Annotated in this window: 9 protein-coding genes; 1 reads left to right on the top strand and 8 read right to left on the bottom strand. The window is 70.8% G+C overall.

Annotated features, from left to right (window positions below):
* From M1D46_RS02185 to M1D46_RS02175, 3 genes are read right to left on the bottom strand one after another with little or no spacing between them, the layout of a single operon-like run.
* Nucleotides 1-1,236 carry a Dyp-type peroxidase gene (locus tag M1D46_RS02185; protein ID WP_456286468.1) on the bottom strand — a complete coding sequence of 412 codons (1,236 nt, stop codon included), beginning with the start codon at nucleotides 1,234-1,236 and terminating at the stop codon, nucleotides 1-3.
* Nucleotides 1,233-2,006: a hypothetical protein gene (locus M1D46_RS02180; protein WP_456286467.1), complete on the bottom strand. Its 774-nt coding sequence runs from the start codon at nucleotides 2,004-2,006 to the stop codon at nucleotides 1,233-1,235. The genes M1D46_RS02185 and M1D46_RS02180 overlap by 4 nt, the downstream gene beginning before the upstream one ends.
* Nucleotides 2,003-3,331: a right-handed parallel beta-helix repeat-containing protein gene (locus tag M1D46_RS02175; RefSeq protein WP_456286466.1), complete on the bottom strand. Its 1,329-nt coding sequence runs from the start codon at nucleotides 3,329-3,331 to the stop codon at nucleotides 2,003-2,005. The genes M1D46_RS02180 and M1D46_RS02175 overlap by 4 nt, the downstream gene beginning before the upstream one ends.
* Before the next feature lie 211 nt (nucleotides 3,332-3,542).
* Between M1D46_RS02175 and M1D46_RS02170 the strand changes: the two genes are divergently transcribed.
* Nucleotides 3,543-10,394, top strand: a complete 6,852-nt coding sequence (locus M1D46_RS02170; protein ID WP_456286465.1) for an SdrD B-like domain-containing protein — start codon at nucleotides 3,543-3,545, stop codon at nucleotides 10,392-10,394.
* Between the two features lie 155 nt (nucleotides 10,395-10,549).
* Here M1D46_RS02170 and M1D46_RS02165 read toward each other — a convergent pair whose 3' ends face one another.
* The 5 genes from M1D46_RS02165 to M1D46_RS02145 all read right to left on the bottom strand — a co-directional run bounded on the left by M1D46_RS02165 (nucleotide 10,550) and on the right by M1D46_RS02145 (nucleotide 17,879).
* Nucleotides 10,550-12,130 carry a LuxR C-terminal-related transcriptional regulator gene (locus M1D46_RS02165; protein WP_456286464.1) on the bottom strand — a complete coding sequence of 527 codons (1,581 nt, stop codon included), beginning with the start codon at nucleotides 12,128-12,130 and terminating at the stop codon, nucleotides 10,550-10,552.
* Nucleotides 12,131-12,305: 175 nt separating this feature from the next.
* Nucleotides 12,306-12,542: a cell division protein CrgA gene (locus M1D46_RS02160; protein WP_271172488.1), complete on the bottom strand. Its 237-nt coding sequence runs from the start codon at nucleotides 12,540-12,542 to the stop codon at nucleotides 12,306-12,308.
* Between the two features lie 175 nt (nucleotides 12,543-12,717).
* A complete protein-coding gene (gene pknB, locus M1D46_RS02155; RefSeq protein WP_456287143.1) occupies nucleotides 12,718-14,421 on the bottom strand; it encodes a Stk1 family PASTA domain-containing Ser/Thr kinase in 1,704 nt (567 codons plus the stop codon).
* A 141-nt stretch (nucleotides 14,422-14,562) separates the two neighbouring features.
* Entirely contained in the window at nucleotides 14,563-16,419 is a 1,857-nt protein-coding gene (locus tag M1D46_RS02150; protein ID WP_456286463.1) for a serine/threonine protein kinase, read from the bottom strand.
* The gene (locus M1D46_RS02145; protein ID WP_456286462.1) at nucleotides 16,416-17,879 is read right to left on the bottom strand and encodes a peptidoglycan D,D-transpeptidase FtsI family protein; all 1,464 of its coding nucleotides are present in this window, start codon (nucleotides 17,877-17,879) and stop codon (nucleotides 16,416-16,418) included. The genes M1D46_RS02150 and M1D46_RS02145 overlap by 4 nt, the downstream gene beginning before the upstream one ends.
* Between the last annotated feature and the right edge of the window lie 46 nt (nucleotides 17,880-17,925).

Genomic DNA, 17,925 nt, shown 5'->3' with positions numbered 1-17,925 from the left:
TCACACCAGTGTGGACCCGAGCCTACGCCGGTCCGAGAAGCCCGGGAGGATCGCGAAGCTCGCGCTCGCCGTCGTCGTCGTGAACCCCATGAGGTCGTCCACCTCGTCGAGCCGGTGCTGGGTCTGGACGAACGTGCGCAGGTCGCGCTGGAAGCACGTGAACAGGAGCCCCGCATCGGCTGTGCCGTCAGCGGCGATGCCGTCGTCGAACCCGTACCCACGCCGGAGCATGAGCGCGCTGCCGGTGAAGGACGGGTGGGCGGCGCGAACGTGCGAGCGGGCCGGGACGACGAACTCGCCCTCGGGGGTCTTGGCGAGGAGATCCACCTCGTCGTCGCGCGCGCCGCCGGAGAGCGGCGAGCCGTCGCCGCGCCGTCGCCCGACCACGCCCTCCTGCTGCGGCTGGGCGAGCGCGCGGAAGCGCTCGATGTCGATCCGCAGGCGGCGGATGACGCAGATCGTGCCGCCCGCGAGCGGGCCGTCCGCGATCCACACGTGCTCCGACATCTCCCGATCGCCGTGCGGCACGATGATGCCGTCGAGGAAGCCGATCGGACTCCGGGCGACGGTGCCCTTCCCGACGCCGCGGAACCCCCGCTGCGCCCAGCGAGGGACGGCGCCCGAGCGCGCGACGAGGGCGCGAGACGCTGCAGCGGCGTCGTTGACGTCGCTGCTGCAGACCGCGATCAGCAGGTCGCCGCCGGTGCGCTCGGCGGGAAGACGCGCGTCTCCCGCGAAAGCAGGGAGCGGCTCAGCGCCGGGGAGCGAGCTGTCCAGGGCCGCGAGCACCCGCGGGCCGAGTCCGACCGTGACCGTCAGGTCGCGCGGCCCCTCGAACATGCCGGCGGAGCTGCGCGCGCTCTCCCCGTCGGGGCCCGGATCGACGAGCGCCGTGATGAGCTCGCCGAGGTGTGCCAGCATCTCGCCGAGACCGGATCGGAACGTCTCATCCGCGCCATCCGCGGCGGGGACATCCGGCAGGTCCAGCACGGTGACGACCTCGTGCGCCTGAGGGGTGGACGGGCGGGCGATGCCCGCCTGGTGCGCACCGTGCGGGTCCACGCGGGCGAAGGCGCCGGGCGCGGCCGTCTCCCGTGCGGACTCCGGTTCGCCGCTCTCCGCCGCCTCGGCCGGGAAGGCGCGCGACGCCGACCACCCGCCCACCGCGCCGGCCGCGACGCCGAAGCCCGCGGCAGCGACGCCGCGCAGGAGATCGCGTCGAGGCAGGCCGGTCATCGCCCGGCTCCGAGGAACGCGTCGGCGAACGCGACGCCGGGAGCCTCGTCGAACTCGACGGCGGTCCACTCGCCGCTCCCGCCCAGCCGCACCTCCGCCCGGTGAAGGAGGCCGCTCTCGTCGATCCAGTAGCGCAGGACGGCGTCGCTCCCATCGTCCGCCGCCCCCGACTCCGGGTCGTAGGGGGTGTCGGAGGTCGGGCCCGCGATCACGTCCACGGCGACGTCGCCGATCGTGTCCTCCCGCAGCCAGCGGGCATCCGTCTGCTGAAGGAGCAGCGGGTTGTCGGGGCGGTCCGAGGTGAGGGAGAGCACCACGCTGAGCGCGGCGTGCAGGCGCGACGCGTCGGGCACGAGATCGCTCGTCGTCCACTCGGCCGCGTCCGCGTCCAGCCCGGGCGGCGGCAGCGGCGGCGTCGGGTCCGCCGACGGATGGCTGCTGATCGCGTCGGCACTCCATGCGATCAGCGAGCGCTCGCCGCGGGCGTCGATCGTCGCGTAGCCGAGGTGCGCGGCGTAGTCGACCCACCCCGACACCGCGTAGTCCTGGCCCGCGTCCGCGACGCTGAGCTCGACGGCGCGGACGCCGGCGTCGAAGTTCCGGAACCGCATCATCGCGAGGCTCTCGGCTTCGTCCGATGACAGGGGACGAGCGTCCTGAGCGGGATCCTCTGCGGGGGCCGGCGTCGGGGCGCATGCGCTGGCCGCCACGAGGACGGTCGACACGGCACCGCCGATGAGGAGGCGGCGCAGCAGGCGGCGGCCTCTCACCGGACGGCCGCCCGGTCTTCGAGGAGCGTCCGCTCGGGCAGCGGATGCTCGGAGGCTGCGGGCATCTCGACCGCGGCGGGCAGGGGCTGCGGCGGGGTCTCCACGTCGTCGAGACCCGGTTGCGCGGGAGGAGCGGGGATCTGGAGGAAGCTCATGCCGCGCGGCACCTCGACGTCGGGGGTCGTCCCTCCGCCGGGTGCGACCGCATCCGAAGGGCACGACGTCGCGCGGAGCTCCTCGGGGGCGGAGGTCGCGGGTCCTGCGCCGTCGAAGCAGTTCCCTCGGCCGAGAGCGCGTTCCGCCGACGTGTCCACGGCATCGACTCCGTTGCCGGACACGGCGTTGTCCGAGAAGGCGTTGTCCTCGGCAGGGATGTCCTCGGAGTTCGACAGCAGGATCCCGGCGGTCGGGTTTCCCTCGATGCGGTTGGCCGAGATCACGTTGCGCTGGCCGCCGTTGACGGCGAGGCCGACGCCGAACCCGCCGAGCGCGTGGGCCGGCGACTCGCCGTTCGCGTTGTCGACGATGAGATTGCCGAACACCGCGTTCTCCCGCTGCGGGGTGAATGCCTCCTGGTAGTTCGAGATGAGCGTCATCCCGATGCGGTTGCCCGAGAACCGGTTGCCCGCGATCGTGAGCGAGTCGGACGCATTCGCGTTCTCGAACCCGATGGCGTTGCGCTCTGCCACGTTGCCGGCGACGAGGATGTCGCAGTCCTCGCACTGGCCGACGTAGAAGCCCGAGTCCGCGGAGCCCGACGCGTAGGAGTCGGTGATCGATCCGTGCCGGGCGTTGAAAGCATAGATGCCGTAGAGGCCGTTGTTGTAGGCCGTGACGTGGTCGATCGAGAACCGCTCGACGGGCGGGAACCGCTCAGGGTCGAGCTCGGTGTAGCCCGGGCCGCCGTGCGCGAGAGGGCCGTTCTCGTCGTGCATCCCGGTCACGAGCACCCCGTAGAACTGCGTGGAGTGGACCGTCAGGTTCTCGACGCGCACGCCGTCGGCGGGCACGAAGACGCCGAACGAGTTCGTCCCGCCGCCGTCGATGATCGTCTCGTTCCGGTCCTCGCCGCGGAGCGTCACGTCGTCCTTGTCGACGGTCACCTCCTCCGCGTAGGTCCCGGGGGCGATGAGGACCATCCCGCCCGGGGCGACGAGGTCGACGCCCTCCGAGATCGTCGCCGCGTCCTCGGGAACGCTGACGAGCTCGTGAAGAACCGGCTCCTCCGGCTGCGCGGACGTCGTGGTGCACCCCGTCGCGCTGAGGGCGATGGCGAGGATCGCGAGTGTCCTTGCGAGAACGGAGACGCGCGCGCGAGGACACATGCGGTCGAGCATAGGTCGGAACCGGCGTCCGATATTACGGATGCTCGGGATGATGTGAAAAGAGGGGTGAAATAGCGCACACAGCTTGCACACAGGCGGCTCACAGCCGGTTGGCTGATCCCGCGGGGACATCCATGCCCGCTCGCGCCATGGCGGCGCGGCACCAGGAGCGCTCCGCCCGGAGCGACAGTCCAACTCGGAGGGGAGCACCGTGCCACGGTTGCAGAGGAGGTCCGAGCAGCGTGTGCTGTCCGGATCGTCGGGGGGCGCGCGGCGATGGATCGCCAGCGCATCGATCGCAGGACTCATCGCGACGGGGTTCGTCTCCGTCGCCGCGCCGGCCGCGGCCGCGACGGGCGATGAGATCACGGGAACGATCTGGCAGGACTACGACGCGAACGGTGTCTTCGACACCTATGAAGACGGGATCGCGGGCATCGAGGTCTATGCCTACGACGACGCGGGGAACTCCGCCGGACCTGCCGTGACCGCTGCGGACGGCACCTACGTCCTTCCGGTCACCTCAGACGCACAGCGTTGGCGCGTCGAGGCGAACGTCCCAGACACCCAGCAGTGGGAGGCGTGGGAGGACGCGGTCGTCGGTCGCGCGGGCGACACGACGAACGGCACGACCGTCCAGTTCGTCGACATCGCCGATGCCGGCGCCGTGGACTTCTCCTTCCACGTTCCGGGCGCGTTCGTCGAGAACAACCCGCGCGTCTACCTTCCGAAGATCCAGTACGCCGGATCGGATGGCCCCAACGCCGACAAGGAGGGCGGCCAGATCATCTGGTACGACGCGGAGAGCGCGAGTGCCAGCAGCGAGGTGCCGACAACGGTCAACGTGCCGTTCCGCGACGTCGGCGCCACCAACGGCTCGACGTGGCGCCGTGCGACGTCGCCCGACCAGGTGGGCGAGCTCTTCACCGCCGCGTACATGCGCCGCCACTCCGGCCTGGGTCCGGAAGGGCTCGGCGCGATCTACCGCGTGACGCCGGACGGCGGCACCCTTGATTCGGCAACCGGCTCGGGCTCTCTCTTCGTCGACCTCACCGACCATGGGATCGACGTCGGCGCGGAGTACGACCAGGGCGCGCTCCCCGGCCCGGACGGCATCCGACCGCGGGTCGCGATCGACAACCCCGCGTACGACTGGTCGATGGATGCCCAGGCGTGGGCGCGCGTCGGCCGCACGGGTCTCGGCGGCATCGCCATGTCGCCCGACGAGACGCAGATGTTCGCGGTGAACCTCTTCAAGCGCTCGCTCGTCGTCATCGACATGGGCGAGCCTGGCCAGCCGCCCGTGAACGTGCGTGAGATCGAGCTGGACGGGTACTTCCCTGACGGCAGCGACCTCCGTCCCTTCGGCGTCTCATCGGACCCGATGACGAACACCATGTACATCACGGCCACGAACACGGCCGAGTCGACGAAGAACAACGCCGACCTGCACGGCTACGTCTATGCGTTCGACCCGGCGAACCCCGCTGCACTCACCCAGGTGCTCGACTTCCCGCTTGACTTCCCGCGCTACGGTGACACGCCGCAGAGTCCCGGCGACTACCAGTTCTGGACGACGGACTCCGGTGACTTCGAGAACTTCGCGCGTCGTCCCACGCCGATCGTCGCCGACGCCCGGGTCCAGCACGGCAACCTCGTCGTGGGCGTGCGCGACCTGCACGGCGACCTGATCGGCTACCAGACCGCGGTCAGCCCGACGGATCGCCGACTGGCGACGATCCGTTCGGTCGGCGACGTCTACATGGCCATGGGCAACGGCGACGGCACGTTCACCATGGAGTCGAACGGCTTCGCCGACGGCGTCCAGGGAGACGGCGCGACCGCGCCCCTGTACCAGCAGCCTGCGGGCCTGCTCGGTCCGGGCGGGCACAAGTACTTCGACGACGCGTGGCAGATCGACGGCTTCCAGCCCGGTCAGTTCACGGGTCAGGCGCTCGGCTCGATCATCACGGTGCCGAGCCGCGACGACGGCGTGCTCACGACCGGCATCCATGTCGCCAACAGCGGATTCCAGGTGGGTGTGCGACGCCTCTATCAGGAGACGGGCGCGCACTACGACCCCCGTGGCGCGATGGTCACCCAACTCACCCCGGTGGCGGGGGTGCCGGACGCGACGATGAAGGGCAACGGCCTCGGCACGATGTCGGCTCTTGCCTCGGCTGCCCCGATCGAGATCGGCAACTACGTCTGGTACGACACCGATCGCGACGGCATCCAGGACCCGAGCGAGGACCCGGTCGAGGGCGCGACGGTCAACCTCTACGAGGTGGGCGCCGATGGCGCACGCACCCTCGTGTCGAGCACCCTGACCGACGCCAGGGGCGAGTACTACTTCTCGTCGAATCCCGATCTGAACACGAACGGCTACGCGCTCAAGACCAACGCCGACTACGTCGTCGGCATCGACAACCCGGCCGACTACGCGGAGGGCGGCCCGCTGCTGGGCTGGTACCCGACGGTAGAGAACACGGGTGACGCCGACTCAGTGGACGCCGACCGGAACGACTCGGATGGCATCGTGGAGGTGTCGGATGCGGGTCACTTCCCGTTCGCGGCGGTCACCACGGGCGGTCCGGGGCAGAACGACCACACGATCGACTTCGGCTACGCACAGCTCGACTACACGCTCGAGAAGCGCACGGTGTCGGGCCCGACGGAGAACCCCGACGAGGACGGCACCTGGACGATCGAATACGACCTCGTCGTCGAGAACCCATCGCTCTCGCCCGGCGAGTACGGACTCGAGGATGACCTGCGCGGCTACGGCGAGGGCATCGAGGTCGTCGGGACCGAGGTCGTCTCGGGGCCTGAGGGCGCCGTCCTCAATGAGGACTGGGACGGCGTGGAGAACCGGTCGGTTCTCGCCGAGCGGTTCCCGATCGCGGCCGAGAGCATCGGCGACGACGCGCACGTCTACCGCCTCGCGGTGACCGTACGCCTCGCGGCCGACGCCGAGACCGGCGAGGCGACCGTCGACCCGGCCCAGCTCGGCTGCACCGACGGGCAGACGCCCGCCGATGCGACAACGGGCCTGTTCAACACCGCGACGCTCGACCCCCTCAACCACGAGGACCTCGTCGACGACGAGTGCGGCGAGCTGCCGCTCGTCGAGCTCGACAAGACCATCGTCTCGGAGCCGAGGGTCGTCGACCGCGACAACGAGCCCGGGGTGTGGGAGGTCGTGTACGGCCTCGAGGTGCGGAGCCTGACGGACGCCGACACCGACTACGACCTGGTCGACGAGCTGCGGTACGGCTCTGCGGTGGAGGTGCTCTCGGTCGAGGCCGAGAACGTCGATCCGGGTGACATCGCCGTGCGCGACGCGTTCGACGGCCTGACGGATCACGTGATCGTCACGGACGAGCCCATCGCGGGCGGTGCCACGCACCGCTACGAGGTGACCGTCCGGTACACCTTCACGCTGCCGAACCCGCCGGCCGACCCGAACCCGTCGGACTGCACCCTCGCGGGCAGCGGCGAGAGCGGAACCGGTCTGCTGAACACGGCGCAGACGGAGTTCAACGGCTACCCGTCGCCCGACGACGAGTGCCGCGAGCTCGGGCAGGTCACGCACGAGAAGGAGCTCATCTCGGCGAACCCGATCGGGGACGGCCGCTGGCAGGCGGACTACCGGATCACCGTGTCGAACAAGGGCGTCGAGAAGACCCTCTACGACCTCGACGACACGCTCCGGTACGCCGATGAGGTCGACGTGGTCTCCGCCGAGGTGACCGGTGCGCCCGAGGGCGTCACGCTCGCCGACCCCGCCTGGGACGGCGAGGAGAACACGCGCGTGGCTTCGCTCGTGTCCATCCTGGGCACGGACGATGAGGGCTACGCGCCGCACGAGTACACGCTGACCGTGATCTCGGATGTCCCGCTCGCGTTCGAGGGCGCGGGCACCGAGGACGACCCGACGGTGTGCGCGGACGGCACGGTGCGCCCCGGCGGCAGCGCTCTGTCGAACACGTCGACGCTGACCGACGAGGCCGGTGTGACCGAGGACGACGAGGCGTGCGCGCCGCTGCCGTCCATCGACATCGACAAGTCGATCTCGGCCGGCCCGGTGCCCAACGGCGACGGGACGTGGACCGTGACGTACGACATCGTCGCGACGAACGACGGTGCAGCCGAGGGCGTCTACGAGGTGTCCGACCGGATGACCGAGATGGGCGACCTGCGGGTGCTCTCCCGTGAGGTCGTCGAGACGCCGGAGGGCGTGACCGCCCAGGAGGGGTGGACCGGTCTGGGCGAGGAGGGGTCGGCGGAGAACTTGATCGCCTCCGACGTGCCGCTCGCCGCGGGCGGGGTGCACACCTACCGCATCGAGGTGCTCGTCGAACTGGACGAGTCGCTCGGCGGGCTGGCCGAGGTGGCCTGCTCCGAGTTCGACGAGGATGGCGCGGCCGGACTGGTGAACTCGGCGGGGATCGGGCACAACGATCTGGCGGATGCGGACGACGCATGCGTGACAGTCGCCCAGATCACGATCGACAAGTCGATCTCGGAGGGCCCCGTGCCCAACGGCGACGGCACCTGGACGATCGTGTATGACCTCGCGGCGGAGAACCTCGGCGAGGTGTCGGGTGAGTACGACATCTTCGACCGGCTGCGCTTCGGCGAGGGCATCGAGATCGTCGAGTCCGAGGTGGCGGAGGTTCCCGATGGCGTCACGGCGCTCGATTCCTGGACAGGACTCGGTGACGAGGGCGCGGCGGAGAACCTCATCGCCGAGGACGTGACGCTCGAGGGTCAGGGCAGCCACACCTATCGGGTGGCGGTCACGGTCGCACTCGATGAGTCGTCCGTCGACCCGAATGCTCTGGCCTGCCCGGAGCCGGGCACGGGGGGCTCCGGCGGTCTGAACAACGCCGCCGGCCTCCTCCACAACGGCATCGAGTCCACGGACGAGGAGTGCGCGTCGCTGCCGCTGTTCACCTTCGACAAGACCCTCGCCGAGGGTCCGGTCGCGAACGGGGACGGCACCTGGACGATCGTGTACGGCCTCGAGGTCGCGAACGTCGGTCAGGCCGCGGGCGACTACGACCTCGACGACAGCCTGCGCTACGGCGACGGCATCGTCGTGGAGTCGTCGGATGTCGTCGCGACGCCCGAGGGCGTCGAGGACCCGGCCGGTTGGACGGGTCGGGGCGCAGACGGTGCCGACGAGAACCGGATCGCCACGGCCATCCCGCTCGACGCCGGTGCCGCGCACTCCTACCGCGTCGCGGTCACGGTGTCGCTCGACCTCGAGACCGTCACGCCGGATGCGCTCGCGTGCCCGGCGCCGGGCAGCGACGAGAACGGCGGCCTGAACAACGTCGCGGGCATGACCCACAATGGCGAGACGCAGGAGGATGACGTCTGCGCACCGCTGCCGCTCATCGAGATCGAGAAGTCGCTCTCGGGTGCGGTGACGCCTGTCGAGGGCCAGCCGGGGCAGTACGACGCGACGTACGAGATCGCTGTGACGAACAGCGGTCCGGCGGCGGGCGCGTACGACCTGGATGACGAGTGGGTCGCCGGCAACGGCCTCACCGTCCTCGGCGTGCAGGACATCTCCACGGATGCTCCTGACTCGGTGGGCATCAACCCGGGCTTCGGCACGGATGGCGACACCCGCATCGTGACGGGGCAGCCGATCGCGGCGGCCCCCGAGGGTGGGTCGACGGTGCACACCTACACGGTCGTGCTCCGCTACGCGCTCGATCTGGCCGAGGTCCAGACGCCCGCGGCCGACACCTGCGACGCCGGCGACGGCAGCGTCCCCGACGGCGCGCTGCGGAACGACGCCATGGTGAACTGGAACGGCATCTCCGACGAGGACGACGCGTGCGTTCTGTCGGGCAAGCCGACTCTGGACAAGGAGCTGACGTCGGCCACCCCGGTCGGCGAGGGCCAGTGGGAGGTCGTGTACGACCTGACGGTAGGCAACACCGGCAACGAGCCGACGCGGTACGACCTGGACGACGAGTTCCTCTTCGCTCCGGTCGTGACGGTCGACGAGGTGTCGGTGACCGGCCCCGAGGGCGTGGAGATCGAGGGGTCGTTCGACGGCGCCGAGAACCAGCGCATCGCGACCGGCGTCGAGATCGCCGGGCTGGATGACGAGGGGTACGCCCCGCACGTCTACCGCGTGACGGTGCTCGTGGACGTGCCGCTCCACTTCGCTGAGGCGGAGCAGGATGGCACGGGCGCACCGGGTTGCACGGCTCCCGAGGGTGGCAACTTCCTCGAGCAGGGCCTGAACAACGCCGCGACGCTGACGGACGAGACCGGCGGGGAGATCACGGACACCGACTGTGCTCCGCTGCCGTCCATCGACATCGCCAAGGAGATCGTCGGCTCGCCGACGGTCGACGAGGACGGCGTGTGGACGGTCGAGTACGAGATCGTCGCGGTGAACGATGGCGCGGAGGCCGGCGTGTACGACCTCTCCGACCGTCTCCGCTTCGGCGCGGGCATCGAGGTCCAGACCGCCGAGATCGCTGAGGCGCCCGAGGGCGTCACGCCGAACGACGCCTGGACGGGTCAGGGCGAGGAAGGCGCGGACGAGAACGTCGTCGCGTCGGATGTCGCCCTGGGTGCGGGAAGCGAGCACACCTACCGTGTGGTCGTGACCGCCACGCTCGACGCGGAAGCGACGGACGAGTCCACGTTCGCCTGCCCGGCACCGGGTGAGAACGGCACGGGCGGCTTCGCGAACACGGCAGGGATCGTGCACAACGATCTGACCGACACCGCCGAGGCCTGCGACGTGCCGAACGAGCCGGGCCAGCCGAATGAGCCCAACGAGCCGAACGAGCCCGGACAGCCGAACGAGCCGAACGAGCCCGGACAGCCGAACGAGCCCAGCGAGCCCGGCAACCCGCCGGCGCCGAACGAGCCGAACGAGCCCGGCAACCCGCCGGCTCCGCAGGACCCGCTGAGCCCGACCGGCGTCGCGATCGGCGTCGGTGTGCTGGGAGCCGCGCTGCTCCTGACGCTCGCCGGAGGGATCCTGCTGTACCTCCGTCGGCGCCCCTCGGGCATCGAGAGGTAGCGCACTCGCCCGCGCCTGACCGGTCAGGCGCGGGCGGGCCCGTCTTCCGATGGGCGCGACCGAGCCCCGTCCACGATCGACCTCCTCCCCCAGGAAGGTCGTGGGCGGGGCTCGACTGTGCTCGGGGCCGCGATGGCGGTCAGGAGCGCTGCAGGTCAGAGGAGGCGTGCGCGCGCGGCGACGGCGACCGCGTCCTCGCGGCTCGAGACGCCCAGCTTGCGGTACACGCTGCGTGCCTGGCTGCGCACGGTGTTGAGCGACACATTGAGGCGCTGAGCGATCATGCCGAGCGTCTCGGAGGTGGCGAGCGCACGCAGCACGATCTGCTCCCGCGGGGTCAGTCTCACGACGCGGAGCGGGGCATGCGCCGTTCCGGTCCCCTCGGGCAGGGGATTGTGGACCCCGGCGAGCGTGCACAGCCGCGCGAGGTCGTCCGGATCCATCTCCCGGAACGCCGATCGGTTGCGCGTCGCCAGGTAGTACTCGTGGGCGCGTCGGAACAGCTCGCGCGCATCGTGCTCGTCTCCTCGCCGCAGCTGGGCAGCGGCGAGGACCAGGAGATGATCGAGTGCGTCCCGGCGAGTCGTCGTGGCCCGCTGGAGAGGAGACGACGAGAGGCGGACCGCTTCGGAGAGGTGCCCCGCGCGCAGGTGCGCGCGGGCGAGCGGCACGTTCAGGAGGTCCTGGTCCGGATGGTCCACCGCGATCCCGAGGACGGCCGCCCCGTCTCCCGCGGCCAGGAGGAGGTCCGCGCGCACGCGCAGCAGGAGGCCTCCCGCGATCTCGGCGATACGGGATCCCGCCCCGTGCGCGGCGCACACCTCGTCGAGCTGCAGGAGTGCGGCGATGGGCGAGCCGAAGAGCGCGCCGAAGCGGGCCCATCCGGCCGCTGCGAACGGCCAGAGCTCGTTCGACGCGAACGGATCGCCGAGCGACCGCAGCGACGCCCGGGCGCGCTTCTCGTCCAGGTGATCCATCGCGAGCACAGCCGTGGCCAGGCGCGCGGGGGCTGTGACCGGACTCTCGACCGGCAGTCCGCTTCGCGTGTGGTCGCGCACCTCCCGGAGCCATCGTTCCGCCGAGGCGCGGCCGCCGGCGGCCGCCGACAGCAGCGCGGCGATCGCGGCGCCGTTCACGCCCGCGAAGTGGTGGGATGGCGCCGGCCCCATCTCCTCGAAGGCCGCGCGCGCGTGCACCATGGCGTCGTCGTACCGGCCGAGCAGCATCGTGGTGAGTGCACGCTGGGCGGCGAGCCAGCCCGGGCGGTGGTCGGGGTGTCGCGACCAGGGCAGCGGCTCCGCCTCGGGCATGCGGGCGAGCTGCTGCGCGAGCCGATGCGCGATGCCCTCCGCCTCCGTGCAACGGCCGCGGAGGCGCGCGCCGATGAGAGCGATCATCCCCGCCGCGTGCACATCCGCGCGCTCGCGGAACGCCGAGAATCGCAGGGCGAATCGCTCGCCACGCGAGAGATACAGCGGGAGGAAGCCGCGACGTGCGTGATCGCCGCCGGGCGTGGACATGTCGTGCGCCTGATAGGCGGCGAGAAGGAGACGAGGTCGACGCTCGAGTTCCGCCGGCGAGAGGGTGCTGACGAGGCGGACGAGCGCCGGCGCCTGCGTGGCCGGGAGCCGGAACCAGAGCGCGTCGGCGAGGTCCTCAACGGCGTCGAGGTCGCCGGTGCCGATCGCGTCGGCCAGCGCCTGCGCGATCTCGACTTCATCGGCGATGTTCGTCATGTCATCGACGAATGTCGCACAGCGGCGTGGTGTCCTCGGGCCGGTTCCGGGCCTCTTCACCCCGGAATTCACCCCGCCCCGGGCCATCCGCTTCACCGGACAGCGAAACGGGTCGGAACCATTCGGTTCCGACCCGTGTCGTTTCGCGCTCAGGGCGCGGAAGAGGGGAGAGCGGCTATCGCCACTGTGTCGTCATGAGGAAGCCGATGAAGGCGATGCCGAAGCCGATGACGAGGTTCCATGCGCCGATGTCGGGGATGGGGAACGCCATGCCCGAGAGGTAGAAGACGAGGATCCAGACGAGGCCGATGAGCATGAAGCCCACCATGACCGGCTTGAACCACACGGGGTTCGGCGCCTTGCCGCTCTCGCTGCGCTCGAGAGGTTCTTCGCCCTGGGATGCTCGTGCCATGCGCATGAGTCTACTAGGCGCACGCGCGATTCCGTGGCCGCGAGCCGCCTCGGCGGCACCGCTGAGTGCAGGTGAATCGCTCGGCGGCAGGACGAACCAGCGGCGATCATCCTGCAGCAGGCAGACTGTCCTGATCTGAGGCGCGACGCGGCGGCGAGCCGGCGCCCGGCGGCGTCTAGCGCTCGGCCGGGTCGGCGTCGATGCCCTGCGTGGGCGTCGGGGTCGGAGTGGGCGTCGGCTCGCTGCCCGTGCAGACGCGGATGCGGATCGTCGACTGGATCGGCACCGATCCGATCTCGGACTGCGACACGACGCCCGGCTGCTCCGACTCCTGGCAAGTGTCGTCCTCGACGACCTCCGCCGTGAGGCCGAGCTCCTCGAGCGCGCGCTTCGCGGCGTCGAGCGAGAACCCCTTGAGGTCGTTGACCTGGACGCGGCCCGTGGCGACCTCGAGGTCGATCGTGGCACCGGCGGGGAGCTCGTCGCCCTCCGCGACCTCGTCGTCTCCCGCGTGGACGCGGAGCACCGTCGAGGCCTTGTGCTCGGCATCGTCCACCGGCAGGATCGCGCCGAGCGAGAGCCCGGCCTTCGAGATCGCGTCGCGCGCCTGCGACTCCGTCAGTCCGACGAGCGCGGGGACGACCGCGACCTCGGGCCCCTCCGACACGAGCACCTCGACGCGCTGATTCGGGCTCACCGAGAGATCGGCGCCAGGGTCCGTCTCGACGACGACGCCCTCGGGCACCGAGTCGCTCGGCACGTCCTCGCGCACCGGCACGAGATCGCGCGCCTCGAGCTCCTCGACGGCCTTCTCGTAGGTCATCCCGGCGACATCCGGGATGATGCGGGCGGTCGACGGCGTGCCATCCCACGGGCGGATGGTCGCGAGCCAGAAGACGAGGGCGACGATCAGCACCGCGATGAGCGCGACCGCCGACCAGATCCACACGACCGGGGGGCCGGACTGCGTCCGCGTCATCGTCGTGTCGCTCGAGAGCTGCTGGAGCGTGCGCGCGGTCTCCTGCGCCTGGCGCGGGCTCGGGCCGTAGAGCTCGTTGGTGAGCGTGTCGAGCTCGCGCTTGGTCGGCGCACGGCCGTCGAGAGCGGCGTCGAGCGCCTCGCGGAACCGTGCGGCGTCCTGATAGCGCTGGAAGGGGTCCTTCGCGAGCGCGCGCAGCACGACGGGGTCGAGACCCTTGGGCACGTCGGGGTTGAGGGCGGTCGGCGTGACGGGCGTCTCGCTCACGTGCTGATACGCGACGGCGACCGGCGAGTCGCCCCGGAAGGGCGGGCGCCCCGTCAGCAGCTCGTAGAGCACGACGCCGGTCGAGTAGAGGTCGGCGCGCGCGTCGACCGACTCGCCCTTGGCCTGCTCGGGCGAGAAGTACGCGGCGGTGCCGAGGATGGCCGTGGTCTGGGCGACCGTGGACGACGAGTCCGAGACGGCACGGGCGATGCCGAAGTCCATGACCTTGACCTGGCCGGACTCGGTGATCATGACGTTGCCCGGCTTGATGTCGCGATGGACGACGCCAGCCCGATGCGAGTACTCGAGGGCCTCGAGGATGCCGTCTGCGTAGCGCACGGCGTCCTTCGGGGCGACCGGGCCGCGCGCGATGATGTCCTTGAGGAGCGTGCCGGTCACGAGCTCCATGACGATGTACGGCACCGGGCGGACGCCGCCCGTGGCGTCGGTCTCGGTGTCCTCCCCGGCGTCGAACACGCGCACGATCGACGAGTGGGCCATGCGGGAGGCGGCCTGCGCCTCGAGCCGGAAGCGCGTCCGGAACGTGCTGTCGCCCGCGAGGTCCTTCTCGAGGATCTTGATGGCGACCGTGCGGCCGAGCTTCTCGTCGAAGCCGCGGAAGACGCTTGCCATGCCCCCTCGGCCGATGAGCTCATCGACGCGGTAGCGGTCGTTGAGGACGCGTGTCTCGGCCTTCACAGATGGACCCCCCGGAGTAGCAGGCGGGGTCAGCATAGCCTCACCCGCTGAACGTCGGCCCCGCCGACGAGACGATCAGCCCGTGGTCGAGCCGCCCTGGCCGGTGCCGCTCTGGCCCTGACCCTGGCCGTTCGACGAGGTGTCGCTCGAGCCGCCGTCCGCGCCGCCGTCGGGGGTCGGCGTCGGGGTCGGGGTGCTCTCGGGCTCGTCGGCCTCGACCGTCACCGATCCCGAGGCGGGGGCCACCTGCGTGCTGTCGGGCATGCCGCTGCAGGTGACCGTGTAGTTCGCGGTGATCGTCTGGCCGGCCTCGCCGGCGGTGATCACGGCGCTCGTCTCGTTCTGGAGGAACTGCCGCTGGGGGCCGCCGACATCCGCGAAGTTCGCGCCGGTCAGCGTCACGTCGTAGGTCGCGTCGCCGAAGCCCTCGGGGCAGCTGTACTGATTCCAGCGCACCACGAGGGAGGCGCCCGCGGGCACCGAGCTCACGCTCGTGGACCCGTTGTACTCGAACGTCGCGGCCTCGGCGGATGCGAAGGTGGGCGCGGTGTACACCGTGAGCTCGATCGTCGACCCCGCCGCGATGTTGCCGCGCGGCGAGACGGAGGCGACCGTCTCGATCTGGTCGGGGCTCGTCGCCTCCTCGCCCTCGGCGCGCGTGCCGGCCAGGCCGGCGTCGCTGAGGACCGAGAGCGCCTCCTCGTACGGCCGGCCGACGAGGCCGAGGGCATCGACGTCGACGAGCTGCGTCGCGGTCTCGCTGGGGGTCGGGGTCGTCGACGGCTGCGACGAGCTCGGCGGAGGGCTGCTCGTCTCGGTCGTCGGGTCGCCCTCGTCCTGGTTCATGAGGAACGCGGCGACCGTTCCGCCGAGCACGAGCAGCAGGAGGACGATGAGCGCGATGAGCGGCCACGTCCACGAGCTGCGCTTCTTCTTCTTCTTCGGCTCCTCGGCCTCCGCGGGCGGCAGGCCCGGATCGAAGGGGATGGGCCGGGTCGAGTTCATGAGGCGGGTCGTGGCGTCGTCGCCCGCGCCGAGCAGCTGAGTGAGATCGTCATCGGCGAGCGCGGCGCCCGCCGCGACGGCCGGCACGGCCGCGGCCGCGGCCGCGACGTCGCCGCGACGCAGCGCGTTGGCCGCGCGTGCGACGGCGGCCGACGAGGCGGGGCGATCCTCGGGCTTCTTGGCGATCATCGCCATCACGAGGTTCTGCACCGGCTGCGGCACGTCGGAGGGCAGCGGCGGCGGCTGCTCGTTGATCTGCGCCATCGCGATCGCGACCTGCGACTCGCCCGTGAAGGGGCGCTTTCCCGCGAGGCACTCGTACGCGACGATGCCGAGCGAGTACGTGTCGGTCGCGGGGCTCGCCGGGTGGCCGGAGGCCTGCTCGGGCGAGAGGTACTGCACGGTGCCCATGACCTGGCCGGTCGCCGTGAGGGGCACCTGGTCGGCGATCCGGGCGATGCCGAAGTCGGTGATCTTCACGCGGCCGTCGGGCGTGATGAGCAGGTTGCCGGGCTTGATGTCGCGGTGCACGAGACCGGCCGCGTGGGCGGCCTGCAGCGCGGCGGCGGTCTGCGCGGTGATGTCGAGCGTGCGCTCGGGCGGCAGCGCGCCCTCGCGCTCGAGGATGGTCGACAGCGCCTCACCGGGGACGAGCTCCATGACGAGGAAGGCCGAGCCGTTCTCCTCGCCGTAGTCGAAGACGCTCGCGATGCCCTCGTGGTTGACGAGCGCGGCGTGACGGGCCTCGGCGCGGAAGCGCTCGAGGAACCCGGGGTCGCCCATGTACTCGTCCTTGAGGATCTTGATCGCGACCGAGCGTCCGATGACGTGGTCGGTCGCCTCCCAGACCTCGCCCATCCCGCCGATGGCGATGCGCGAGTTCAGCTCGTAGCGGCCGCCGAAGGAAACACCTCGTGTAGGTCTCATCGTCCCAGCACCGCCTCCATGACTTCCTTCGCGACGGGAGCCGCGATCGTGTTCCCGCTCCCCGACTGGCCCTGACCGCCGCCGTCCTCGACGACGACGGCGACCGCGACCTGCGGATCATCCGCCGGCGCGAAGCCGGTGAACCAGAGGGTGTAGGGGCCGTCGTTCGGCGTCTCCGCAGTCCCGGTCTTCCCGGCCACCTCGACCCCGTCAATTCTTGCATTGGTGGCCGCGCCATCCTGCACGCTCGCCGTCATCGCGTCGGTGATCGCGTCGGCGAGATCGGCGTCGAGCGCCTGGCCGAACTGCGAGGGCTCGAAGGTCTGCTGCACGGAGAGATCCGACCCGATGACGTCGTCGACCATCCACGGGTTCATGACGAGGCCGTCATTGGCGATGCCGGCGGCCAGCATCGCGATCTGCAGCGGCGTCGCCTGCACCTGGCCCTGCCCGAAGCCCGTGAGCGCGGTCTGCGCGTCGTCGTCGAGCTCGGGGTACGACGATGCCGTCGAGGGCAGCGGCGTGGTGAAGCTCTGGTTGAAGCCGTACTTCTCGGCGGCCGCGCGGATCGCGTCGTCGCCCAGCTCGACGGCCAGCTCGGCCATCGGCACGTTGCACGAGAGGCGGATGGCGTCGTGGAGTGTCACCTCGTCGCCCGATCCGCACGTGCCGCCGGTCGCGTTGCGCACGACGTGCGACGAGCCGGGCAGCTCGTACGAGGCGGGGTTCGGCAGCTTCGAGTCCATCGTGTAGTCGCCCGACGCGATCGCGGCGGAGACGGTGATGAGCTTGAACGTGGACCCTGGCGGGTAGAGGTCGCCCGCGATCGCGCGGTTCTGCAGCGGCTCGAGGGCGTCGGCCTCGAGCGCGTCGTAGGTCGCGTTGACCGCGTCGGAGTCGTGCACGGCGAGCTGGTTCGTGTCGTAGCCGGGTGTCGAGAGCATCGCGAGGATGCGGCCGGTCGACGGCTCGATCGCGACGACCGCGCCCGTGTAGCCGCGGCTCGTCATGGCGTCGTACGCGGCCTGCTGCGCGGCGGGGTCGAGGCTCAGCTCGATGCTCGAGCCGCGCGGATCCTGACCGGAGATGATCTGGTCGATGCGCTGGAAGAAGGCGGAGGCCGCCTGACCCGACAGCTCCTGGTTCATCGCCTGCTCGAGACCGGTCACCGACTGGAGCACGGGGTTCATGTATCCCGTCACGGTCGACCAGAGCTCGGGGCTGGCGTACTGGCGCTGCCACGCGTAGATGTCGTTCGACGCCGTTGACGTCGCGATCTCCTGGCCGCCGGCGATGATCGAGCCGCGCTGCACCTCGAAGCTGTCGTACAGCGTGCGGCGGTTGAGCGGGTTCTCGTTGAGCGAGGAGGCCGAGACCACCTGGATCCAGCTCGTCGCGACGAAGAGCGAGAGGAACATGAACAGCACGACGATGCTGAGCCTGCGGAGCTCCTTGGTCATCCGATCACCGCCTCCTCCCGGTCGTTGAGCGAGCGGAGCGAGTCGA

The sequence above is a fragment of the Microbacterium sp. JZ70 genome (assembly GCF_053903225.1).
This window is presented reverse-complemented; position numbering and strand designations above follow the sequence as displayed.